This is a genomic window from Streptomyces sp. NPDC059582, from assembly GCF_042735715.1.
Classification (GTDB): Bacteria; Actinomycetota; Actinomycetes; order Streptomycetales; family Streptomycetaceae; genus Streptomyces.
Window position 1 is genome coordinate 15720 of record NZ_JBHWCC010000003.1, and the last position, 21991, is coordinate 37710.

Here is a 21991-nt window from a genome sequence, read left to right on the forward strand (position 1 = left end):
CGTCCACGCGGGACCCGGACGCACTACGCTGAGGGCTCAAGTGACCCGCTTGTCACTGTGAGTGTGCGCGATGGAGTGGCGAGGATGAGCCCGGACTACCCGTTCGACGATGCCGCGACGGCGCGGGCTGTCATCGCGGACGACGGCACGCTGTCCGATTGGAACGCGGGGGCCCGACGGCTGCTGGGCTGGGAGGCGGCCGAGGTCGTCGGACGGCCGGCCGCACGGCTGCTCGCCGACGGGGTCGCCGCCGCGGTGCCCGCCCAGGCCGAGAACCGTCGGCACGGCACGGTCGCGCTGCGCCACCGCGACGGCCGTACGGTCTCCGTCTGGCTGCTCGCCCACCACCGGCGACCACACGACGGCGGCCCCGACCACTGGCTCGTCGTCACCCCGCTGGAAGGCGGCGAACCCCCGGCGACGGACGATCCGCTGACCGCGGCGGCGCTGCTCCAGTCCCCGTGCGCCCTCTCGGTCTACGACGAGCGGCTGCGGCTGCGCCACCTCAACGACGCCATGGCCCGGGTGATCGGTCTGCCCGAGGAGCGCGTCCGGGGACTGCGGGTCGCCGAGATCGGTGGCCGGACCCAGAGCGCGGACCTGGAGGAGCACCTGCTGAAGGTGCTCGTCTCCGGGCGGCCGCTGGACGTCCAGACCTACACCCGCACCGGGGGCGAGGACCGGGCGCACGCCTGGCTGGCCCGGATCACCCCGGTCACCGACGGCGAGGGGCGGGTGCGGGGGGTGTGCCTGGCCGCCCACGACTTCACCGAGAACCACCTCGCCCGGGAACGGCTGCAACTCGTCAACGAGGCGAGCGTGCGCATCGGCACCACCCTCGACGTCACCCGGACCGCCCAGGAGTTGGCGGACGTCTGCGTCCCCGCCCTCGCCGACTTCGTCAGCGTCGACCTGCTGGACTCACCCGATCCCGGCGGTGAGCCGCCGGGTCCGCCGACCGCCCCGGTAGAGCTGCGCCGGGCCGCCCACCGGTCGGCGCACCCGGGCGACCCCGAGGCCGTGGTCGAGCCGGGGGACACCCAGTCCTACCCGGCCGGATCGCCCCAGGCCGACTGCCTGGTGGCCGGCCGCCCGATCGTCGCCTCGGTCCCGGACGGCGACCTGGACCAGTGGCTGACGTGGGACGCGGCGCGCCACAGACGGGTCGGGGAGTACGGCATCCACTCCACGATGTCCGTGCCGATCCAGGCCCGCGGCACGACCCTCGGCGTCGCGGTCCTCACCCGCTTCCTGCGCCCCGACCCCTTCACGCCCGACGACGTGCTGCTGGCCGAGGAGGTGACCGCACGGGCCGCCGTCTGTATCGACAACGCCCGCCGGTTCTCCCGCGAACGCGAGACGGCCCTCGCGCTGCAACGCAGCCTGCTCCCCCGGACCCTGCCGCGGACCGCGGCCGTGACAGCGGCCTCGCGCTATCTGCCGGCCACCCGGGCCGGGGTGGGCGGCGACTGGTTCGACGTGATCCCGCTGTCCGGGATGCGGGTCGCCATGGTCGTGGGTGACGTCATCGGCCACGGCATCCAGGCCTCGGCCACCATGGGCCGGCTGCGCACCGCCGTACGCACCCTCGCGGACATCGACCTGGCGCCCGACGAACTGCTCACCCACCTCGACGACCTGGTGGTACGGCTGTCCGCGGAGGCCGGTGGCGAGGGCAGCCCCGGTGAGGTCGGCGCCACCTGCCTGTACGCGGTGTACGACCCGGTCTCGCGGCGCTGCACGCTCGCCCGCGCCGGGCATCCCGCGCCGGTGGCGGTGCCGCCGGGCGGCCCGCCCCGGCAGGTCGACCTGCCCGAGGGTCCGCCGCTGGGCCTGGGCGGGCTGCCCTTCGAGTCGGCCGAGCTGTGCCTGGCCGAAGGCACCGTGCTGGCCTTCTACACGGACGGGCTGACCGAGTCCCGCGAGCGGGACACGGCGGCCGGCCGGCGACTGCTGGCCGCTGCCCTGGCGGCCCCCTCGGACTCCCTGGACGAGACCTGCGACCGCATCCTGCGCACGATGCTCCCGGCCGGCGGGGCCGCCGACGACGTGGCCCTGCTGCTGGCCCGCACCCAGGTGCTGCCCTCCTCCCAGGTCGCGTCCTGGGACGTCCCGGGCGACCCGGCGCTGGTCGCCGAGATCCGTAAACAGGCCGTCGAGCAGCTCGCCGCCTGGGAGTTGAGCGAGGCCGCGTTCACGACCGAGCTGGTGGTGAGCGAGCTGGTCACCAACGCCATCCGGTACGGCGCCCGTCCCATCCGACTGCGGCTGATCCATGACGCGACCACACTGATCTGCGAGGTCTCCGACACCAGTCACACGGCCCCGCACCTGCGGCGCGCGAAGACCTGGGACGAGGGCGGCCGGGGACTGCTGCTGGTCGCCCAGCTCACCCAGCGCTGGGGCAGCCGGCACACCTCCGACGGCAAGACGATCTGGGCGGAGCTGGCGCTGCACGACGGGGTGAGCTCCGGGGGCGACGGGCGGTGAACTCCAGGGGACGACGAGGAGTGAGATCCTGGTTGCGGCGAGCAATGAGGCGCCGGTTCGCGGCGAGGAGTTCGTTCGGGCCGATCCGGACGCATTCCTCCCGCCTGCCGCATCGGACGCGCACAAGAGGGAACTCGATGTACATGTCACAGTCGAAGAGCCCCTCCACCGCACTGCTGTGCGCGGTCGCGCTGCTGGGCCTGGCGACCGCCTGCGCCGACGGTGACGGCACGGCGGCCGCGGGGTCCACCCGGCCGACGACCGCCACGGCGAGCACCGCGCACCAGCAGACGACAACCACACGGAGCATGCCGCAGAGCACGCCGCAGGGCGCGACCGGCGGCCCCACGACCGCCGCCGCCGGCCGCGGCACCCGCTGTCACACCTCGGAACTGCGCGCCTCGGTCGGCCGCAACAACCCGGGAGCCGGGCAGGAGAACTTCCCGATCGTCCTCACGAACACCTCCTCGCGCACCTGCACGCTGTACGGCTTCCCCGGCGCCGCTTTCGTCGACGGCGCCGGACGGCAGGTCGGACCGGACCCGAAGCGCGAGTCCGGCTCCAGTCCCACGACCGTCACACTGGCGCCGGGCCGCAGCGCCTGGGCCGGGCTGACGTTCGCCAACCCGGAGGTCAGCGAGGCGAGCACGGCCACTCCGTCGTCGCTCATCGTCACTCCGCCGGACGAGCGGGACCAGCTCACCGTGCGCTGGACGGGCGGCAAGGTCCCGGTCGCGGGCACCGCGTCGTCGGTGTACCTGACGACGTTCAGCCCCGGCAGCGGCGCCTGACGGCTCCGCCCCGGCGGTCAGCGACGGCCGCCGCCGCTCCCGTTCCCATCGCCGTAGCCGCCGCCGTAGCCGCCGTAGTCGTACCCGCCGTATCCATAGCCGCCGTTGCCGTGTCCGCCGTTGCCGTATCCCTCGCCGTACCGGCCGTTCCCCGAGCAGGCGTACGGGTACAGCGCGCACGGGTCGGCGGTCGTGGCCGAACTCGTCGGCGCCGGCGTCGCGCGGGTCGCGGACGGCGCGGGCGCGGGGGTCTGGGCCTTCCTCGGGGTCGGCGTCGGCGAGGCGGCCCGCGGGGTGTCTGCGTCCCAGTTGACGGCCTCCATCTGCGGGTCGGGCTCGGAGGTGTCGATCACCCAGCGCTCGGCGGTGGTGTCGCCGCGGTTCTTCAGGACCAGGGCGCCGGAGCCGTCGGTGGCGGCGGGACTGAGGGCCAGGTTCTGGTTGGAGCGGGGCACCAGGGTGCCCTGGAGGGTGAAGTCGTAGCGGACGTTCCTGCCCCCCGGCTCGGACTCACCCGCGCACGGGGCGAGCCGCACCGAGTAGCCGAGGCGGGAGTCCAGGCACAGGCCGGGGGCCGCGACGCTGCGCAGCAGACCGTCGGACTCGTACGTCCACTGCTGGCCGGGCGCGGAGGAGCAGGTGGCGAGCTCGGCCTCGGCGCCCTCGACGGTCTTCCGGCCGGCGACGGCGATACAGAGCCCGGACTCTTCGTTGTGCAGCCGGCCGTGCAGGGGGTCCTGGGTCTCCTCCGCCGCGCCCACCCATGACGGGTCAGCGGTCGACGAACCGCTCGCGCCGGTGCCCTCGGCCCGGGCGGCACCGCCGGTGGCCTTGGTGTTCCCGTCCCCGGAGCCGAGCGCGGACCACAGGACCAGCGGGACGACGATCAGGCCGCTGACGGTGAGGACGGCGGCGGTGAGGTTGCGGCGGCGGGCGGCCCTGGCCCGCTGGGCCGACCGGCGGGAACCCCGACGCGGACCGGTACTGGTGCCTGCGCCCGTGTCTGTCCCGGCTCCCGTACTGGCACCGGTATGGGTGCCGGTGCCGGACCGCGGGGCCGTGAAGGGCTCCCCCGGGACGGCCGGGGTCCCGGGCGGGACGGCGGGGACGTCGGTGTCCTCGGTCGCCTCGGCGCCGGCCATCCGTGACTCGACGTAGGCACGGGCGCCCCAGCCGAGCACACCCTCGGCGAGGGCGAGGCCGAGTCCCACGTTGAACGTGGTCAGCTGGTCGGCCGTGTCGCGGCAGTGCCTGCACCGGTCCAGGTGGCGGCGCAGATCGGGGTCCACGTCGGCGCCGCCGCCGCGTCGGCAGGTCACGTCCAGCAGCCGGAGGTACTGCCGGCACTCCTGCTCGGGCGCGAGTTCCTGGTGGAGCTGGAGGCACTCCTCGCGCAACCGCTCGCGTCCCCGGCGCAGCGCGACGCTCGCGCCGTCCTCGTCCAGACCGAGCAGCGCGGCCGGTGCGGCCAGCGGCTCGGCCTCGACCTCGACGTGCCACAGCAGGCACCGGCCCGACTGGGGCAACCGCTGGAACGCCCGGGACAGCAGGCGTCGGCCGGCCGGCGGCAGCAGCCGGGCGGAGGCGCGGTCGCCGTCGTCGGACCCGGAGCGCAGGGCGGGGTGGAGCAGGTCGCGTCTGCCGTCGGTGTCCCACTCGGCGGCGATGCGGCGCACGGTGACGAGCAGGCGGGGCCGCCAAGCGGCGGTCGGCCCGTCGTGCCGCAGGGATTCGCCGAACAGCCTGGTGAATGCGGCGGTGGTGAGCATCCCCGCGGCCCGGACGCCGCTGGTGCACAGGCGGGCATATGCGAAGGCCGCTTCCCAGTGCCGGTCGAGCAGTTCACCGACGGGATGCGGCGCGGGTGACGCCCCCGTCCACCGCTTGAGCTCCGCGCTCAACTGCGCGTCCGTCGCATCGAACGGATGCGCGGGCCCCGGAGAATTCATCGGGCCTGCCTCGTTCACGGCTGCATTCCTCCCGGGGACACGCGGCATTAAGTCCGTACCAAGGGCTGGGGACTTCGCCGACAGAACGGCGGAGCCCTGCGGGGACAGCGTTCGGCACCTCGGACGTCCGCCGGTGGCAGCTCTTTCGGAGCGTGGGGGGTGGACGGGAGTGGCCTTGTGCGCACAGCTGAGCGAAATTCTTTGTCTGCACGCCAACAACGCACACCTTTGCACAGGCCGGGGAGACGGAACAAGTGATCCCGCGTTTTTGTGCATTGCGCATGCTCGGGCAGTAATTGACGAAATGTCAATCACGGCCGCTTAGCGGATTCACGCCCTCTGCACGTCCTCTTTCGGAGCGGAATTCGCGGCGCGCATTCCCGTCCGGTAGGCGCCGGGCGGGATGCCGTGACGTTCCCGGAACACCCGGTTGAAGTGGAAGGGACTGGCGAAGCCCGAGGCCATGGCCACGCGTTCCACGGACAGGTCGGTGCTCTCCAGCAGCCGGGCTGCATGACTCAGCCGCGCCTCGCGCAGTGCCCGCATGGGCGGCTGACCGAGTTGCCGGGTGAAAAGGTGCGCGAATCTCGACGGCGAGAGGGCCGCACCGCGCGCGAGCGAGCGCACCGTGTGCGGGTGTCCCGGGTCCGCGGCCATCGACTCCTGGGCCCGGGCCACGCGTTCGTCCACACCGGACGCGACTGCGGGGATACGCGCCGCACTGGTGGTGAGCAGGACGGTCTCCTCCAGCGAGCACAGGGCCAGTTCCCTGGCGGCGCCGCCGTACGCCACGGCGACCCGGTCGTCCGCCGACGCGGTGCCGGGCGGGGCGCCCGAGCCGGTCCAGCGGGCGTCGGCCAGCATGCGGGCGAACGCCGCCTCGACCCGGCCGTGCAGGACACCGGGGACGGGAGATACGACGTACATGCCGCCGGTGCCGTACGGGCGCAGCCACGGTGTCCAGGACGGCCGTGTCCGGCAGTGCGCCCACCAGAACCGCCAGTGCCCGGCGCCGGGCGCGACGCCGTAGCCGTGCCCGACCCCCGGCGCCAGCACCACCAGGTCCCCCGCTCCCGCCCGCGCCTCCGCCCCGCCCTGGCGCAGCCGGCCGTGGCCGCCCGTCGTCCAGGTGAACAGCCAGCTGTCGCAGCCGCTCGGCCGCTGGACCGCGTAGCCCGCGGGCTGGTCGAAGTGCCCGACCACCACCAGGCCGGGCGGCGGGTACGGATCGCCGGGCGCAGCGGTCCCGGACAAGGTGTCGGCGTTCACGGGCATCCTCCGTCGGGTCGCGTCCCCCTAGCGTGACGGCCAGGGAAGCCGACGAGCCGAGGAGACTCTGTGACAGCCACCGGAGAAGACGCCGTTCCAGCCGCCGGCGGCGGCCGGGCCCAGGCCGTTCCCCTCCTGACGGAGGCGGAGTTCGGCCGCTACCGAAAGGAGGGGTTCACCGTCCTGCGGGGGCTGTTCGGACACGCCGAGATCGACCGGCTGCGCGAGCGGTTCACGGCGCTGCACGCGGCCGGCCCGGTGCCGGGCCACTTCGAGCCCCGTCCTGCCGCGCCCGGCGGGGCGGCCGATCCGCTGCACGCCTACCCGCGGGTGATGCAGCCGCACGAGATCGACGCGACGTCGCTCGGCGTCCTCTTGGACACACGGCTGCGCACCGTGCTGGAGACGCTGCTGGGCGAGGAGGTGCTCGCCGCGCAGAGCATGTTCTACTTCAAGCCGCCGGGGGCTCGGGGGCAGGCTCTGCACCAGGACAACTTCTATCTGCGGGTGGAGCCGGGCACCTGTGTGGCGGCGTGGATCGCCTGCGACGCGATCGACCGGGACAACGGCGGTCTGGAGGTCGTGCCGGGCACGCACCGGATGGATCTGTTCTGCCCCGAGGAGGCGGACCGACGGGTGTCGTTCGCGCGGGAGTTCGTGCCGCCGCCGCCCGGACTGGCGGCCGTGCCGGTGGACATGGCGCCGGGCGACGTCCTGTTCTTCAACGGCAGCCTGGTGCACGGCTCGGGGCCCAACCACACCGCCGACCGGTTCCGCCGGTCGTTCATCGGGCACTACGTCGGCCGCTCGGCCGAGCGCGTCGGGAGCTACTACCGGACGCTGTCCATGTCCGGAGCACGGGTCCCGCTGCCGGAGAGCGAGGGCGCGGGTCCGTGCGGCACCGAGTTCGCGCCGCACGGACCGCACTGACCTCGCCCCGCCGGCGGCGGACGTCAGTGACCGGCGACGCGGTGCGGGGCGTAGGGCTCCTGGAGCGCCTCGATCTCCTTGTCGCTCAGCGCGAGTTCGACGGCGGCCACGGCGTCCTCGAGATGCCGCGGCTCGGCGGCACCGACGATGGGCGCGGCCACGGTGTCCTGGTGCAGCAGCCAGGCGAGGGCCACCTGGGCGCGCGGGACACCGCGTTCGGCGGCGATGCGGGTGACGGCCTCGACGACACCTCGGTCGCTCTCCAGGTACAGGGTGTCGCCGAAGCCGTCGGTCGCGCTGCGCCCGGTGACGGTGCCCCAGTCCCGGGTGAGGCGGCCACGGGCGAGCGGGCTCCAGGGCAGCACGCCGACGCCCTGGTCCGCGCAGAGGGGCAGCATCTCGCGCTCCTCCTCGCGGTAGAGGAGGTTGTAGTGGTTCTGCATGGAGACGAACTTGGTCCAGCCGTGCTTCTCGGCGGTGTACTGGGCCTTGGAGAACTGCCAGGCGTACATCGAACTCGCGCCGATGTAGCGGACCTTGCCCGCCTTCACCAGGTCGTGCAGGGCCTCCATCGTCTCCTCGACGGGAGTTTCCGGGTCCCAGCGGTGGATCTGGTAGAGGTCGACGTAGTCGGTGCCGAGACGGCCGAGGCTGTGGTCGATCTCGGTCATGATCGCCTTGCGGGACAGTCCGCCGCCGTTGGGCCCGGGGCGCATCCGGCCGTGCACCTTCGTCGCGAGCACGATGTCGTCGCGGCGGGCGAAGTCGCGCAGCGCCTTGCCGACGATCTCCTCGCTGGTGCCGTCGGAGTAGACGTTGGCGGTGTCGAAGAAGTTGATGCCGGCGTCCAGCGCCTGCCGGATGAGCGGGCGCGAGGCCTCCTCGTCGAGCGTCCACTCGTGTGTGCCGCGGTCGGGCAGCCCGTAGGTCATGCAGCCCAGACAGATCCGCGACACGTCCAGACCCGTCGAACCGAGCTTCACGTACTGCATTGCTGCTGCTCCTGCCTCCGTCGGGGGTACCGGAGGCGAGCCTACGTCGTCGGTGGCACGGCCCGGCGAGGGCTCGGCCGCTCACCCGGCCGGCGCGGTAGCGGCGGCCAGGAACATCGGCAGCGCCAGGAACAGCCGGTCGGCCTCCGCCCGCTCGCGCTGCCCGGCGATCCAGCGGTCCCGCTGCGCACCTGTGACGGCGCCGGCCGAGCGGGCCGCCCGCGCCAGTCCGGCGAGCAGGGGCAGGGCCGACGGTCCGGTGAACACCCCGGTGCGCACCTCGACCATGACCTCCCCGAAGCCTGCGTCCGGGAGCAGGTTGCGGTACCGGCGGGCGGTGCGCGGGCCGGTGACCAGGTCCGCGCGGGCGTGCACGAGGGTGCGGGTGAGGGCGGGTTCGTCGGAGTCGATGACGAGGGTGTCCCAGTCCTGGCCGAGGAGCACGATCCGGCCCCCCGGCGTGAGCACCCTGCGCGCCTCGGCCAACGCCCGCTCCGGGTGGGCCAGTTCGTGGAAGACTTTGTCGGCCCGGTACCCGTCCGTCCGGGCGTCCGGCAGCGGCAGTGCGTACGCCCCCGCGATCCGGAAGTCCGCCTCGGGCCACCGGCCACGGGCGACGGCGATGACCGCCTCGTTCGGGTCCACGCCCAGGGCCCGCACACCCCGGTCGGCGAGCTCCGCCACCGCCCGTCCGGAACCACAGCCCACGTCGACGACGGTCGCGCCCGCTGCGGAGCGCATCAAGTCGTAGGAGAGGGTGCGCAGTTCGGCGGCGCCGGGCATGCGATCGGCGGCATCGAGGCGGGCGACGAGGTCGTCCGCCGGGGAGGGGTGCCGGGTGGAGTCCGGCAAGCGGGAAGGGGGAAGGGGGAGGTGTTCGGTGCCCTTGGCCATGGACTCCAGGGTGGGACTTAATGTGGACATGAGGTCAAGCGAGCACCTGATGACCATCGGAACCCTCGCCGCGCGCTTCGGGCTTGCCCCGCACGTCCTGCGCCACTGGGAGACCTCGGGCCTGCTGACGCCCGCCCGCGACGCGGCCGGCCGCCGCCGCTACTCGGACTCCGACGCGACCCGGGTCGCCGTCATCCTGCGGGCCAAGGACGCGGGCCTCTCCCTGGACACCATCCGGTCCCTGACCGCCGCCGCCGATCCCGCCGAGCGCGGGGACATCCTGCGCGCCCAGGCCGAGGAGCTGCGCTCCCGGATCGCGGCCGCGCAGGAGTCCCTGGCGCTGCTCGAATGCGCTCTCGCCTGCGGTCACGACGACGTCACCCGGTGCGGCCACTTCCGGCGGGCGGTGGCGGAACGGATCCGTACGGCCGTCGGCTAAGGCGTGTCCCGGAGCAGGTCCAGCGCCCGCGTCCAGCCGAACTCCGCCCGCTCGCCGTCCGCCCCCGTCCCGCCGGCGTACGGGTCTCCGAAACGGACGCCCATCGCGCGCAGACGTATGAGGCTGTCCCCGTAGGCGGGATGGGCGACGAGGGCGTCGGACACGCTGGGCAGGACGGCGATCGGGACGCCCAGGCCGGTGGCCTCGCACAGGGTGGCCAGGGCGAGGGTGTCGGCGACACCGGCCGCCCACTTGTTGATGGTGTTGAAAGTCGCGGGCGCGACGATGACGGCGTCCGGGGGCGGCAGGGGCCGCGTTTCGCCGGGCCTGCGCCAGGCGGAGCGGATGGGCCGGCCCGTCCGGGTCTCGACGGCATCGGTGTCGAAGAAGCCGTTGCCGGCCGCCGTCGGCGTGGCGAACACGCCGACCGCCCAGTTCCGTTCCTGCGCGGCGGTGATCAGTTCGCCGACGTCGGTGGCGATCCCGGCGGCACAGACGACGACGTAGAGAAAGGGATTCCCGTCGAGTTCGGTCATCCGCGCAGATTACTGAACCGGGAAGGACAGCCCCCGTTCGGCTTCGGGGCGCGGTCCGAGGACGCGCCGGTCCTGTTCCCGGATCCGCACGTCGTCGATGCTCGCCTCGGGTCGGGTCATCAACCCGTGGCCGTCAACTGCGACGCGGACGCCGGGAGAAGGGCGCCATCTCTCCCCCCGGCGGCGGGTCAGGTCCGCGCCCACCAGCAGCCGTTCCACGGCTGCCTCGCCGGCCTCGTGGCCGACGCCGGTCCGGCCGCCTCGCCGACCGGACCGCTGCGCCCGCCGGCCGAGGGCGCGATGGTCACGGCGGGCATCACCGGCAGGCCGAACCCACCGCCGAGACCCGCGCGGCGGCCGGGCCGCTTCCGGCGGCGGTCAGTCCGCCGGGTCCGACAGGGTGATGGCGCCGACCGGGCAGGACTTGGCCGCCACCGTGACCATCGGGTCACCCCCGCCGTCCTCCCGGCCGGGAAGCAGCATGCTGTATCCGTCGTCGTCCTGGGTGAAGACGCCGGGAGCGGCCAGAGCGCACTGGCCCGCTCCGATACAGGCGTCCTTGTCGATGTCGATGTGCATGACCACAGCCTCTTACCAGGTCACGGGGAGTTCCAGCATCCCCTGGATCGTGTCGCCGGGTTTGAAGGGAATGTCCTCCGCCGGTGCGGCCAGGCGCAGGTCCGGCAGCCGTTCGAAGAGGGTGCGCAGAGCGATCTCCAGTTCGGCGCGGGCCAGGTTCTGGCCGAGGCACTGGTGGATGCCGAAGCCGAAGGCGACGTGGTGCCGGGCGGACCGCTCGAAGTCCAGCGTGTCGGGCTCGGGGTAGGCGCTCTCGTCGCGGTTGATGACGGAGGTGGAGAAGAGCACGCCGTCGCCGGCCCGGATCGTCGTGCCGTCCACGTCGATGTCCTCGACGGCCTGACGCTGCAGCCCGTCGGCGATGGACAGCATGCGCATCAGTTCCTCGACGGCGGTGGGCAGCAGCGCGGGGTCGGCGCGCAGCTCGGCCAGCCGTTCGGGGTGCCGCAGCAGGGTGAACGTACCGAGCGAGATCATGTTGGCGGTGGTCTCGTGTCCGGCGACCAGCAGGATGATCCCGAGGGAGATCAGTTCGTCGCGGTCCACCGAGCCGTCGCTCAGCTGCTGGTGGACCAGGTCGTCGAGCACACCGGGGCCGGGCGTCTCCTTCTGTTTGCGGTCGATCAGATCACCGAGGTACGACTCGAGCCGGCCGCGGGCGTCCAGCACGTCGGCGACCTCCGGGCCGCGCAGCAGCCGGCGCGACTGCGACTCGAAGAACTCGTGGTCGGCGTAGGGGACGCCGAGCAGCGCGCAGATCACCATCGACGGTACGGGCAGCGCGAAGGCGCCGACCAGTTCGGCAGGCGGCCCCTGCGCGATCATCGCGTCGAGCCGTTCGTCGACGATCCGCTGGATGTCGGGCCGCAGGGCGGCGGCGCGTTTGAGCGTGAAGCTGGGCACCAGCATCCGCCGCTGGGTGTGGTGCTCGGGGTCGTCGAGGCCGAGCAGGGCGGTCCTGCGGTCCCGGACGGCCGCGAAGCGCGGGTTGGTCATGGGGAAGCCGGGCCGGGTGCGGTCGGTCGACAGGCGCGGGTCGGCCAGCAGCGTGCGGGCCAGGCGGTGGCCGGTGACCAGCCAGACCTGGCGGCCGTCGTACAGGGTGACGCGGGCCAGTGGCCGGTCCGTGCGCAGCGGATCGTAGGCGGCCGGCGGGTGATAGGGGCAGCTCCGGTCCTGGGGGAAGGCGACGGGTGCCGAGAGTTCCGTCATGGGAGACCTCACAGACGAAGGGTGCGTCGTGCCGATCTTCATTAGATGCCCCAGGCATCTAAGGGACGACACCATGTTCGGCCAGATCGACGAATGGGGCAATCTGGCCGGAATGCACCGCTCCGTTCGATCGCTTCGGGGTCCGTGGCCACGGCCACCTCGAAATTCGGTTGCCGCGGGGGACTCACCACCCCCATTATCCCGCCATGCCTACGATCGCCGCCGCAGTGCCGCTCCCGACGCCCGCCGCCGTCCTTCCGGCGCGCGTCCAGCAGCAGCCCGGCGGCCCCCGGAGGCCCGACGCCGCCACGTCGTGACGGCCGCGCTCGTCGCGGGCCTGGTCGCGGGCTACGGCATCGCCGTACCCGTCGGCGCGGTCGCGACCTACCTCGTCTCCCTCACCGCCCGCACCTCGCTGCGCACCGGCGCCTGCGCCGCCCTCGGCGTGGCCAGCGCCGACGGGATCTACGCCCTGCTGGCCACGCTCGGCGGCGAGGCCCTGGCCGCCGCGCTGCGGCCGGCTCTGGTGCCCCTGCGCTGGGCCTCCGCGCTGGTGCTGGTCACCCTGGCGCTGCGGGGCGCGGCCACGGCCGTACGCCGCTACCGGGGCCATCGGCTCGCCACCCGCTCCGACCCGCCGCCCCCGGGTCCCGCCCGGGCCTATCTGGGGCTGCTCGGCATCACGCTGCTCAACCCCACCACCGTGATCTACTTCGCCGCGCTCGTCCTGGGCACCGGTACCGCGGGCACCGCGCGCCCACTGGAACAGGGTGTGTTCGTCCTGGCGGCCTTCGCCGCGTCCGCGAGCTGGCAGCTGCTGATCGCCGGGGGCGGCGCGCTGCTGGGCCGGGCGCTGACCGGACACCGGGGGCGGCTGGTGACGGCCCTCGCGTCCAGCGGGGTGATGACGGCACTGGCCGTACGGATGCTGATGTCACCGGGGTAGGGCTGATCTGCGCCGTCCACCGTGACCCAGGATGAATCCCGGGCGTTGCTGTGTTGAAGGACGGTGCGATCAGCCGTACGACACGACGACGATGGGACGAATGCCATGCCGCTCGAGGGCGAGTACGAACCCAGCCCGACGCAGTGGGTACGTGAACAGGTGGAACTGTACGAGAGCTCCAACGGCACCAAGGGGACCACTCTGCTGGACACGGGCCTGCCCGTGATCCTGCTGACGACCCGGGGTGCCAAGAGCGGCAAGATCCGCAAGACGCCGCTGATGCGCGTCGAGCACGACGGACGGTACGCCGCGGTCGCGTCGCTGGGCGGGGCGCCCAAGCACCCGGTCTGGTACTTCAACGTGCAGTCCGACCCCCATGTGGAGCTCCAGGACGGCCCGCTCAAGCAGGACATGACGGCCCGTGAGGTGACCGGCGCGGAGAAGGCCGAGTGGTGGAAGCGCGCCGTCGACGCCTTCCCCCAGTACGCCGACTACCAGCGGAAGACGGACCGGGAGATCCCGGTGTTCGTCCTCGAACCGGCCGGCGGGAACTGAGCGGATTCTCTTCCGGCCCGGGAGGCATGGACCGGCGTCCGCCGGGCACCCGAGCCTCAGGCCCCGCCGCGCTCCCCCGTCGCGGCGGGGCTTTCCCATGCCTCCTGCGCGTGCCGGTCGGTCACGTCGAGGAAGACCTCCCGCGCCTCCGGGAAGGTACGGCCGACGGACCGCTTGATGCGTACCGCGACCTCCTCGACCTCCTCGCTGTCCAGGCCAGGCGCCAGGTCGATGCGTGCGGCCACCAGGGTCGAGTCCAGGCCCGTCTTCATCGTGAACAGCGCCTCCACGCTGTCGATCTCGGGCTGTGCCGCCAGCAGCGCCCGGATCCTGCCGCGCAGTTCCGGGTCGGCGGCCTCCCCGATCAGTTGGTCGCGGGCCTCGCGGCCGAGCCCGAAGGCGATGACGACCAGCAGGACACCGATCGCGATCGAGGCGCCCGCCTCCCACGCCACCTGCCCGGTGACCATGTGCAGCGCCATGCCGATCATGGCCAGGGACACACCCAGCACGGCCGTGCCGTCCTCGGCGACGACCGTGCGCAGGGCCGGGTCGCGCAGCCCGGCCGAGCCGCCCTGGGCGCGCACCTGGTGCAGCGCCCGCAGCAGCGAGACACCTTCGGCGACGAAGGCCACACCGAGCACGACCAGGCCCGCCACATAGCCGCTGAACTTCTCCTCGGCCCCGTTCCTGAGCGCCTCGAAGCCCTGGAAGAAGGAGAAGCAGCCGCCCATCACGAAGATGCCGACGGCCGCGAGGAGCGACCAGAAGTACCGCTCCTTGCCGTATCCGAAGGGGTGCTGCCGGTCGGCGGGGCGGCGGCTGCGGCGCAGCGCGGCCAGGAGGAAGACCTCGTTCAGGCTGTCGGCCACCGAGTGCGCGGCCTCCGAAAGCAGCGCGGGCGAGCCCGCGAAGAGGCCGCCGACGGCCTTGGCGACCGCGATGACGAGGTTGGCGGTGAGCGCCACCAGCACGGTGACGCGCGTCTTTCGGTCTGTTTTCTGGGTCGTTGTCCCACTCACTCTCGCCGACTGCCCCGCCCGGTACGACTCATGCCGTGCCGTGGGCGGAAATCGGGGAAGACAGAAGGCGTTGCAAGCACAGGCGGTGCAAGCACAAGCAGGCAGGCAGTGCAGGCGGTGCGGGCCGCACAGGTGGCAGAGGCGGTCCCGGGCACACGGACGAAAAGGAGTTCCAGTGGCCAAGCAGAAAAAGAAGAAGCTGTCCCTCGTCTACCAGCCCCTCGGGCTGGTGTTGAGCTGGGCGGGCGGTGCGCTGGCGGCGGCCGCCTTCCGTCGGACCTGGCAGGCGGTGCGGCACGAGGACGACGCCCCGGACGCGTTGGACCGGGACCGCGGCTGGGGCGAGATACTGCTGGCCGCCGCGGTCCAGGGCGCCATCTTCGCGGTGGTCCGCAGCGCCGTGGACCGTACGGGGGCCAAGGCCATCGAACGCTCGACCGGTGTCTGGCCGGCGAAGGGGCACGGCGGCCGCGACTGACGAGGGCCGGCCCGCCCGCCCCCGTACGGCCGCGACCGACGGGGCCGGGCCGCCCCCGTCAGCCCTGCTTCGGTGCCATCGACGGCAGGATGCGCAGGGTGAAGGAGTGGCCGGCCGGATCGGCGTAGCCGCGCTCCTCGTACTCGGTCGGCGCGCTCTTCGTCTCCAGCGGGCGTCCGCCGAGTCCGACGACCCGGCGTTCCGCCTCGTCCAGGTCCTCGACCAGGAAGTCCAGGTGGACCTGGAGGGAGTTCTCGGGACGCGGCCAGCTCGGCGGGGTGGCGTTCGCGTCGCGGCGGAAGGCCAGCCGGATGCCGTCGGCCCCCCTGATCTCCACCAGGTTGGCGGTGACGTCGGTCTCCTCGGCCTCCAGCAGTTCCTTGTAGAACACCGCGAGCTTCTCGGGCTCGGCGCAGTCGAGCACCACGACGGCCGCGTTGACCAGTGCCATGTCTCCTCCACAGGGATCCCGGGCGTGGGACGTACGGCCCCGCGCCCTGTACCTTGCGGATATCCAGGCCCGGCGGATTCAGTCGGCCACCAGCCACTCCCCGTCGCGCATGAGGTCCCGCCCGTCGATCTCGTCCGCCGCCCGCCAGGCCTGTACGCGCTCCGGGCGGACCCGGAAGTACAGGTAGGGCGTGGCGATCCGGCGCGGGTCGAAGCCGGTCTTGCCCGCGAAGATCTCGGCGTCCTCCTCGGGCAGTTCCGCGGGCGGCACGGTGAGGACGGCGCCCTCGACGATCACCACGTCACGGGTGGGTCCGATGCCGAGCCGCGCCCGGCCCGTGGCCCGCAGGTTACGGCCGGTGGGGCTGGCCTCCGGGGTGGCCAGCAACAGGGTCGCGCCGTCCCAGAAGAAGGACAGCGGGACCAGGTACGGGACCCCGCCGGCCGCGTCGGCCGTGGCGACCCAGGCGTCCTCGTCGTGTTCCAGACGGTGCAGGGTGTCGAGTTTGCGCTGCTCGGCGGAGCGTGCGAGTGGTGGGGTCATCGTCGATGGCCTCCCGACGGGATGTCGTGCTTCGCTGACGGTCACACGTCTCCAGTGTGAGCGTCAGCCGCCCGGCCGCGAGGTGATCTCCGCGAGGCGCGCCGCCGCCGCGCGCAGCAGCAGGTCGAGGGCGGCCGGGTAGGAGCTGTGCCGCATGGTGGCCACCAGATGGCGGGCGGTGGCGGCGATGTGCGGGTGAGTGTCCGCGGGCAGCCGGGCGTACGTCGCCGCCCACACGGCCGTCTCCGCCTCGCGCGCGGCCTGCGGCAGCGCCCTGTTCGCGGAGTCGAGGGCGCCGAAGGCCAGGGTCTGGTCGACGAAGGCGTGGTAGATCCGTACCGCCTCCTCGTCGGGGAAGCCGGCCCCGCGCAGCACGCCGAGGACCGCCTCCACGGCCTGGATCTCGTGGACGCGCCCGGTCACCCGGTACGAACTCAGCACCGCCGCGCGCGGATGGGCGAGCGCCCCGGCGTGCATCCTCAGGCCCAGGTCACGCAGGTCCGCCCGCCAGTCGCCGGTGGGGCGCCAGGTGCGCAGGGTACGGCCGATGAGTTCGTCGGCGATGGCGAGCATCAGGTCGTCGGTGTGCCGGAAGTAGCGGTACAGGGAACTGGGGTCGGCGCCCAGGGCCCGGCCCAGGCGGCGCACCGAGAGGGCGTCGGCGCCGTGTTCCTCGATCAGCCTGAGGGCGGTCGCGACGATCAGCTCGGTGGACAGGACGACACCCTGTTTGGTGGGGCGGGTGCGGCGGCGGGCGTCAGGCGGGACGACACGGTCGGTCATGCGGGCCCTTCCTGGTCTGTGCGGGCGTCGCCGAGGACGCGTGGGCGTTCGTTGTTGGCGCGGGCACCTCTGGTCTGTGCGGGCGTCGCCGGGGACGCGTGGGCGTCCGTGGTGCGTCTGCGGGCACCTTATGACAACACCGTTGACCTGTTAAGTCCCCGGCCACTTTCATGTGCGTTCACCGGGGCCGACCAGGCCCCCCGGTGCGAGCGGAGTCCTGGCCATGAACGACAAGCCCTACGGTGCCGCCCCTCCCGCGCGGCCCGCGCTGCGCAAGTCCCTCGGTGTGCTGGACGGCGTCGCCATCGCCGCGTCCAGTACGGCGGCGACCACCAGCATCGGTATCGGCCTCGGCGTCACGGCCGGGGTGGTCGGCCTGCATCTGCCGGCGGTCATGCTGCTGGCGTTCGTACCGATCCTGGGCATCGCCGGGGCATACGCGCGGCTGAACCGGGTCGAGCCGAACGCGGGCAACGGCTATGTGTGGGTGGGGCGTTCACTGAACCCGTGGCTGGGCTTCCTGGTCGGCTGGGTGAACATCGTGGCCACGGTGGCGTTCCTCGGCTACACCACGGCGGTCACCGGGTCGGCGGTCCTCCGGTTGGTCGGGGAAGCCGGGGTGCACCGGGTGGGCGGGCTGACACTGGATCCGGGCTCGACGGCGCAGACCACCGCGGTCGGGATCGTGGTGCTGGCCGCGGTGACCGTGACCGCCGTCACCGGCGTCCGCACGGCGGCCCGGCTCCAGAGCGGGCTGCTGGTGTTCGAGTACGTGGTGCTGATCGGGTTCTGCGGCTACGGCATCGTCAACGGTCCGCACCCCTTCAGCCTGAGCTGGTTCGATCCCTTCGCCGGCCCGCCGGAGGCGATCGCGGAGACACGCGTGGCCCTGACGTACGTGGGGGGTGAGCTGGTGTACGCGGCGGACTAGAGCTCCCCGTGGAGGCCGCCACGCGGGCGCGTCGAACGGTCGCTTCCGGAGCGGGCACGCACCACGAGCCGGCGAGTGCCACTGCCACCCGGGGCATTTCCTGGACAGGTGTCCATGTACAGTGGACACCTGTCCAAGAAGGAGAAGGTATGGAAACCGTCGCGCAGGTGCTGGTCGGTCTCGTGGCCGTGCTGCACGCGTACATCCTCGTGTTGGAGATGTTCCTGTGGCAGAAGAAGCCCGGCCGGGGGCTGCACGGCTTCGACCCGGAGATGGCGCGCGCGACCGCGCCACTGGCCGCCAACCAGGGGCTCTACAACGGGTTCCTCGCGGCCGGCCTGGTGTGGGGTCTGGTCGCCGCGGATCCGACCGGCTACCGGGCCCAGGTCTTCTTCCTGTGCTGTGTCGTGGTCGCGGGCGTGTACGGCGCCGCGACGGCCAACCGCCGCATCCTGTTCGCACAGGCGCTGCCCGGTGCGCTCGCCCTGGCCGCGGTGTTGATCGCCCGGTGAACCGCACCGCACCCGAGGACCCGCGGGCCGCGCGCACCCGGGCGCGGCTGCGGGAGGCGCTGCTCGCGGAGTGCGCCCGGCGGCCGCTCGCGGAGGTCGGCGTGGCGGCGCTGGTGCGCCGGGCCGGGGTCGGCCGGGCCACCTTCTATGTGCACTACGCCGACCTGGAGGCACTCGCGGTCGACGCCTGCGCGGACGTCGTACGCGAGGCCGTGGAGGCGCTGCACGCCTGGCGGGGCCGGCCCGACCCGGTGCACGCGCCGCCCGCGCTGGCCGAGTTCTTCGCCTCGCTCACCCCGCACGCCGACCTCTACCGCGCTCTGTTGAGCCCGGGTGGCGGCGGCCCGCTCGGCCGGGTGCTCCACCGGGACCTGCGGGCCTACAGCCTCCGCGAGCGCGCCCTCGCGGGCGCGGCCGACGCGCCCCTGGTCGCCTCCGCCGTCGCGGCCACCTTCGCCGGGGTGCTGGGCGACTGGCTGCACGGGCTCCTCGAAGCCTCGGCCGCCGACATCGCCGACCAGGTCTGGCAGTTGCTGGTGGCCCTGCACGCGAGCCGGTGACCCGTCACCGGCAGCCCATGTCCGGCCGCACCAGGCGCCAGGCCTCCACGCCGTCGGAGGTGCGGACGTACGCCGTGGACGGGTCGTCGGTCAGCCACAACCGCCGGTCCTCGAAGCGGTATCCGGTGTCGTGCGCGTCGCGCGGGAGCCGGACGTCACCGTCGTACGCGGCGGTGAGCATGCCGGGTTCGAGCACCCCGTCGGGGTCGCGGGCGTAGAGCCGGCGCTCCTCGTCCCGGTTCAGTTCCAGGAAATGCGCCCGCTGCCAGTCGCAGTGTTCTTCCCCGGCGGAACTGCTCACCCGCGAGGTGGGCACCCGGTGACCGTCGCGGTCGGTCCAGATCTCGTACCCGTGGGAGTCGGTCCAGCTCGCCGGGAACTCGGCCGGGTCGCAGAACGCGGTGGTCTCCGGGCCCCAACCGGGCCGGTCCGCGCCGTCCTTCGCGACCACGACCGCGACCTTGGTCCGGCCGTCGACGTCGTACGAGAACAGCACGCGCCCCGCCTCCTCGCGCTCGACGCGGTACCCCGCACTCGGCACGCCGGGCTGCTCCATGCCGAAGTACGCCGCGAGCCCCTCCTCGGGCGTGTCCCCGCCGTCGCCCTCGCTCCAGGTCTCGCCCTGGCCACCGGCCGCGATCTCCCCGTCGCACTCCAGGGCGCGGCCCGCCGCCCCCGACTCGGCGAGCGCGGCGCGTGCGCCGGACTCCTCCGACGCCCGAGCGGGCACATGGAGCGGCCCGCCGTAGGGCGTGGCCGGGGGTGTGCCCTCGACGACCACGTTCTCACCGGTGCCACAGCCCACCGCCGTCAGCGCCGCCAGTACCGTCACCCACACCATCCCCGGCCCACCGCGCATGTCCGCTCCCGTTCCGCAGGTCCTCGCTCACGGTCCTCCGACGCGGCGACGGCCGGAAACGTTCGCCCGTCAGCGCACCGCCTGGAACGTACGCCGGTAGGCCTGCGGCGAGACACCGATCGCCGCGTGCAGGTGCTGGCGCAGGGACGCGCCGGTCGCGAAGCCGACCCGGCCCGCGATCTGGTCCACGGACAGGTCGCTGGACTCCAGCAGATGCCGGGCCCGGGCGACGCGCTGCTGGATCAGCCAGCGGCCCGGGCTCAGGCCCACCTCGTCGTGGAAGCGGCGGGCGAAGGTGCGCAGGCTCATCCGGGCGTGCGAGGCGAGGTCGGTGAGGGTGAGGGGGTCGTCGAGACGTTCGAGGGCCCAGGCGCGGGTGGCGGCCGTACCGGTGGAACCGGGCGACGGCACGGGCTGCTCGATGTACTGGGCCTGGCCGCCGTCCCGGAACGGCGGGACGACACAGCGCCGGGCGACGGTGTTGGCCAGTTCGCTGCCGTGGTCGCTGCGCACGAGGTGCAGGCAGATGTCGACGCCGGAGGCGGCTCCGGCCGAGGTCAGGATGCGGCCGTCCTCGACGAAGAGCACGTCGGGGTCCAGGCTCACGTGCGGGAACAGGCGCCGGAACGCGTCGGCCAGCTCCCAGTGCGTGGTCGCCTTCCGGCCGTCCAGGAGTCCGGCCGCGGCAAGCACGAAGGCGCCGGTGCAGATGGAGACGATGCGGGCGTCCGCACGGACGTACGCGAGGGCCGCGCCGATCTCGTCCGGGAGTTCGGCGGAGACCCAGGCGGGCGAGACGGGGGCGATCACCACCGTGTCGGCCGTGGCGAGCACCTCCGGCCCGTGCTCCACCGTGATCGTGAAGTCGGCGTCGGTGCGCACCGGACGTCCGTCGACGGTGCAGGTCAGCACCTCGTACCGGCCGTCCGCCGCGCCGAGGATCCGGCTGGGGATGCCCAGTTCGAAGGGATAGACGCCGTCGAGGGCCAGGATCACGACCCGTTCCACATGCTGCATGGCACGATCGTATCGAAGGTTGGCAATCGTGCCATGTTCTCGCCGGGCCTCCCCCGGCACGCTGGGACACCATGAACACTGTGAAGAACACGATGCGCGCTGTCGGCCAGGACGTCCTGGGCGGTCCCGAGGTCCTGAAGACCGTGGAGCTGGAGCGGCCCGAGCCGCGGCCCAACGAGATATTGGTGAGGGTCCGTGCCGCCGGGCTCAACCCGACCGACTGGAAGCACCGCGCCAACGGCGGCTTCCTCGGCAAGCCGCCGTTCGTCCTCGGCTGGGACGTCTCGGGCGTGGTGGAGGCCGTGGGGATCGGCGTCGCCCGGTTCGCACCCGGCGACGAGGTCTTCGGCATGCTGCCGTACCCGTTCGGCCACGGCTCGCACGCCGAGTACGTCGCCGCCCCGGCCCGCGCCTTCGCCCGCAAGCCCGCCGGGGTCGACCACACGCAGGCCGGCGCGCTGCCGCTGGTGTCGCTGACCGCCTGGCAGGCCCTGGTGGAGACGGCGGAGCTGCGGCCCGGACAGCGGGTCCTCGTCCACGCGGCGGCCGGCGGGGTCGGGCACGTGGCGGTGCAGATCGCCAAGGCGAAGGGCGCCCACGTCATCGGCACGGCCAGTGCCGGCAAGCACGCGTTCCTGCGGGAGCTCGGCGCCGACGAGGTGATCGACTACCGGGAGACCGACTTCACCGAGGCGGCGAAGGACGTCGACGTCGTGCTGGACACGATCGGCGGCGACCACTCCGTCCGGTCGCTGCGGGTGCTGCGCCCCGGCGGCATCGTGGTGTCGATCCTGCCCGTGGGCTCGCAGGACTTCTACGAGGAGGCCGAGCGGCTCGGCGTCCGGGCGGTGCGCATGCTCGTGGACGCGGACCGCACCGGACTCCAGGCGATCGCGGCGCTGGTCGAGGAGGGCAAGCTGCGCGCCACGATCGCCGGGACGTTCCCGCTGGCCGAGGCCGCGCAGGCGCACGCCCTCGGTGACACCGGGCGCACCACGGGGAAGCTCGTGCTGACCATGTGAGCGCGCGAGGGGTACGGAGCGAGGGGCCGGTGTCCGCGACCGGCCCCTCGCGCCGCTCGCAGCCCCGCGCCTCAGCCGTTCCTCAGCCGACTCTCAGCCGCTTCTCAGCCAATCGGTCCAGTTGGCTCAGATCTTGAAAGAAGTCGGCCGCAATTCGCAGACATATGTCAATCGAACATGCTCAAATTCACTCGTCCGAGGGTAACTTGCAGAGCGGGGAAGCGTTTTGGG

Annotated in this window: 23 protein-coding genes and 1 pseudogene; 11 read left to right on the forward strand and 13 right to left on the reverse strand. The window is 73.1% G+C overall.

Annotated features, from left to right (window positions below; translation table 11 throughout):
• Positions 1-84: 84 nt before the first annotated feature.
• Together ACFV0T_RS03645 and ACFV0T_RS03650 are read left to right on the forward strand one after the other, a co-directional pair.
• A complete protein-coding gene (locus tag ACFV0T_RS03645; RefSeq protein ID WP_385774021.1) occupies positions 85-2490 on the forward strand; it encodes a SpoIIE family protein phosphatase in 2406 nt (801 codons plus the stop codon).
• A gap of 143 nt (positions 2491-2633) precedes the next feature.
• Entirely contained in the window at positions 2634-3281 is a 648-nt protein-coding gene (locus ACFV0T_RS03650) for a DUF4232 domain-containing protein (protein WP_385774023.1), read from the forward strand.
• Between the two features lie 17 nt (positions 3282-3298).
• Here ACFV0T_RS03650 and ACFV0T_RS03655 read toward each other — a convergent pair whose 3' ends face one another.
• Both ACFV0T_RS03655 and ACFV0T_RS03660 read right to left on the reverse strand, forming a co-directional pair.
• Positions 3299-5248: a ricin-type beta-trefoil lectin domain protein gene (locus tag ACFV0T_RS03655; RefSeq protein ID WP_385774025.1), complete on the reverse strand. Its 1950-nt coding sequence runs from the start codon at positions 5246-5248 to the stop codon at positions 3299-3301.
• A gap of 312 nt (positions 5249-5560) precedes the next feature.
• On the reverse strand, positions 5561-6505 hold the full coding sequence (locus tag ACFV0T_RS03660; protein WP_385774027.1) for a helix-turn-helix domain-containing protein: 945 nt from the start codon (positions 6503-6505) through the stop codon (positions 5561-5563).
• A 129-nt stretch (positions 6506-6634) separates the two neighbouring features.
• Between ACFV0T_RS03660 and ACFV0T_RS03665 the strand changes: the two genes are divergently transcribed.
• Positions 6635-7429: a phytanoyl-CoA dioxygenase family protein gene (locus ACFV0T_RS03665; protein ID WP_385774521.1), complete on the forward strand. Its 795-nt coding sequence runs from the start codon at positions 6635-6637 to the stop codon at positions 7427-7429.
• 23 nt (positions 7430-7452) lie between these two features.
• On the opposite strand, the gene ACFV0T_RS03670 is transcribed toward ACFV0T_RS03665, so the two are convergent.
• Both ACFV0T_RS03670 and ACFV0T_RS03675 read right to left on the reverse strand, forming a co-directional pair.
• Complete coding sequence (locus ACFV0T_RS03670) at positions 7453-8421, reverse strand: aldo/keto reductase (RefSeq protein WP_385774029.1); 969 nt, start codon at positions 8419-8421, stop codon at positions 7453-7455.
• Between the two features lie 81 nt (positions 8422-8502).
• Entirely contained in the window at positions 8503-9345 is an 843-nt protein-coding gene (locus tag ACFV0T_RS03675) for a methyltransferase domain-containing protein (RefSeq protein ID WP_385774031.1), read from the reverse strand.
• Positions 9346-9364: 19 nt separating this feature from the next.
• On the opposite strand from ACFV0T_RS03675, the gene ACFV0T_RS03680 reads away from it, so the two are divergent.
• Positions 9365-9754 (forward strand): MerR family transcriptional regulator, encoded by a 390-nt coding sequence (locus ACFV0T_RS03680; protein WP_385774033.1) that lies wholly within the window; start codon positions 9365-9367, stop codon positions 9752-9754.
• Here the strand turns inward: ACFV0T_RS03680 and ACFV0T_RS03685 are convergent.
• The 3 genes from ACFV0T_RS03685 to ACFV0T_RS03695 all read right to left on the reverse strand — a co-directional run bounded on the left by ACFV0T_RS03685 (position 9751) and on the right by ACFV0T_RS03695 (position 12081).
• A complete protein-coding gene (locus ACFV0T_RS03685) occupies positions 9751-10290 on the reverse strand; it encodes a flavoprotein (RefSeq protein ID WP_385774035.1) in 540 nt (179 codons plus the stop codon). The genes ACFV0T_RS03680 and ACFV0T_RS03685 overlap by 4 nt on opposite strands.
• Positions 10291-10668: 378 nt before the next feature.
• On the reverse strand, positions 10669-10869 hold the full coding sequence (locus ACFV0T_RS03690; RefSeq protein ID WP_385774037.1) for a ferredoxin: 201 nt from the start codon (positions 10867-10869) through the stop codon (positions 10669-10671).
• Between the two features lie 12 nt (positions 10870-10881).
• Positions 10882-12081 carry a cytochrome P450 gene (locus ACFV0T_RS03695; protein ID WP_385774039.1) on the reverse strand — a complete coding sequence of 400 codons (1200 nt, stop codon included), beginning with the start codon at positions 12079-12081 and terminating at the stop codon, positions 10882-10884.
• A gap of 313 nt (positions 12082-12394) precedes the next feature.
• Between ACFV0T_RS03695 and ACFV0T_RS03700 the strand changes: the two genes are divergently transcribed.
• Both ACFV0T_RS03700 and ACFV0T_RS03705 read left to right on the forward strand, forming a co-directional pair.
• The gene (locus tag ACFV0T_RS03700; RefSeq protein ID WP_385774041.1) at positions 12395-13027 is read left to right on the forward strand and encodes a LysE/ArgO family amino acid transporter; all 633 of its coding nucleotides are present in this window, start codon (positions 12395-12397) and stop codon (positions 13025-13027) included.
• Positions 13028-13132: 105 nt separating this feature from the next.
• Positions 13133-13582 carry a nitroreductase family deazaflavin-dependent oxidoreductase gene (locus ACFV0T_RS03705; protein ID WP_385774043.1) on the forward strand — a complete coding sequence of 150 codons (450 nt, stop codon included), beginning with the start codon at positions 13133-13135 and terminating at the stop codon, positions 13580-13582.
• Between the two features lie 56 nt (positions 13583-13638).
• Here the strand turns inward: ACFV0T_RS03705 and ACFV0T_RS03710 are convergent, their stop codons facing one another.
• Entirely contained in the window at positions 13639-14604 is a 966-nt protein-coding gene (locus ACFV0T_RS03710) for a cation diffusion facilitator family transporter (RefSeq protein WP_385774045.1), read from the reverse strand.
• A gap of 175 nt (positions 14605-14779) precedes the next feature.
• On the opposite strand from ACFV0T_RS03710, the gene ACFV0T_RS03715 reads away from it, so the two are divergent.
• Entirely contained in the window at positions 14780-15082 is a 303-nt protein-coding gene (locus ACFV0T_RS03715; RefSeq protein ID WP_385774047.1) for a DUF4235 domain-containing protein, read from the forward strand.
• A gap of 58 nt (positions 15083-15140) precedes the next feature.
• On the opposite strand, the gene ACFV0T_RS03720 is transcribed toward ACFV0T_RS03715, so the two are convergent.
• The 3 genes from ACFV0T_RS03720 to ACFV0T_RS03730 form a co-directional block, all read right to left on the reverse strand.
• Positions 15141-15533 (reverse strand): VOC family protein, encoded by a 393-nt coding sequence (locus ACFV0T_RS03720; RefSeq protein ID WP_385774049.1) that lies wholly within the window; start codon positions 15531-15533, stop codon positions 15141-15143.
• A 78-nt stretch (positions 15534-15611) separates the two neighbouring features.
• Positions 15612-16076, reverse strand: a complete 465-nt coding sequence (locus tag ACFV0T_RS03725; RefSeq protein WP_385774051.1) for a pyridoxamine 5'-phosphate oxidase family protein — start codon at positions 16074-16076, stop codon at positions 15612-15614.
• Between the two features lie 63 nt (positions 16077-16139).
• Positions 16140-16859, reverse strand: coding sequence for a TetR/AcrR family transcriptional regulator (locus tag ACFV0T_RS03730; RefSeq protein ID WP_385774053.1), 720 nt, complete (start codon positions 16857-16859; stop codon positions 16140-16142).
• A gap of 223 nt (positions 16860-17082) precedes the next feature.
• Between ACFV0T_RS03730 and ACFV0T_RS03735 the strand changes: the two are divergent.
• The 3 genes and pseudogenes from ACFV0T_RS03735 to ACFV0T_RS03745 all read left to right on the forward strand — a co-directional run.
• Positions 17083-17718 (forward strand): annotated as a pseudogene (locus tag ACFV0T_RS03735) (amino acid permease); the annotation flags it as partial.
• A gap of 221 nt (positions 17719-17939) precedes the next feature.
• Positions 17940-18302: a DUF1304 domain-containing protein gene (locus tag ACFV0T_RS03740; protein WP_385774055.1), complete on the forward strand. Its 363-nt coding sequence runs from the start codon at positions 17940-17942 to the stop codon at positions 18300-18302.
• Positions 18299-18862: a TetR/AcrR family transcriptional regulator gene (locus ACFV0T_RS03745; protein WP_385774057.1), complete on the forward strand. Its 564-nt coding sequence runs from the start codon at positions 18299-18301 to the stop codon at positions 18860-18862. The genes ACFV0T_RS03740 and ACFV0T_RS03745 overlap by 4 nt, the downstream gene beginning before the upstream one ends.
• Before the next feature lie 4 nt (positions 18863-18866).
• Here ACFV0T_RS03745 and ACFV0T_RS03750 read toward each other — a convergent pair whose 3' ends face one another.
• Positions 18867-19721, reverse strand: coding sequence for a hypothetical protein (locus ACFV0T_RS03750; protein ID WP_385774059.1), 855 nt, complete (start codon positions 19719-19721; stop codon positions 18867-18869).
• 69 nt (positions 19722-19790) lie between these two features.
• Positions 19791-20738 carry a GlxA family transcriptional regulator gene (locus ACFV0T_RS03755; RefSeq protein WP_385774061.1) on the reverse strand — a complete coding sequence of 316 codons (948 nt, stop codon included), beginning with the start codon at positions 20736-20738 and terminating at the stop codon, positions 19791-19793.
• A 71-nt stretch (positions 20739-20809) separates the two neighbouring features.
• Between ACFV0T_RS03755 and ACFV0T_RS03760 the strand changes: the two genes are divergently transcribed.
• On the forward strand, positions 20810-21760 hold the full coding sequence (locus ACFV0T_RS03760; protein WP_385774063.1) for an NADP-dependent oxidoreductase: 951 nt from the start codon (positions 20810-20812) through the stop codon (positions 21758-21760).
• Positions 21761-21991 lie beyond the last annotated feature (231 nt).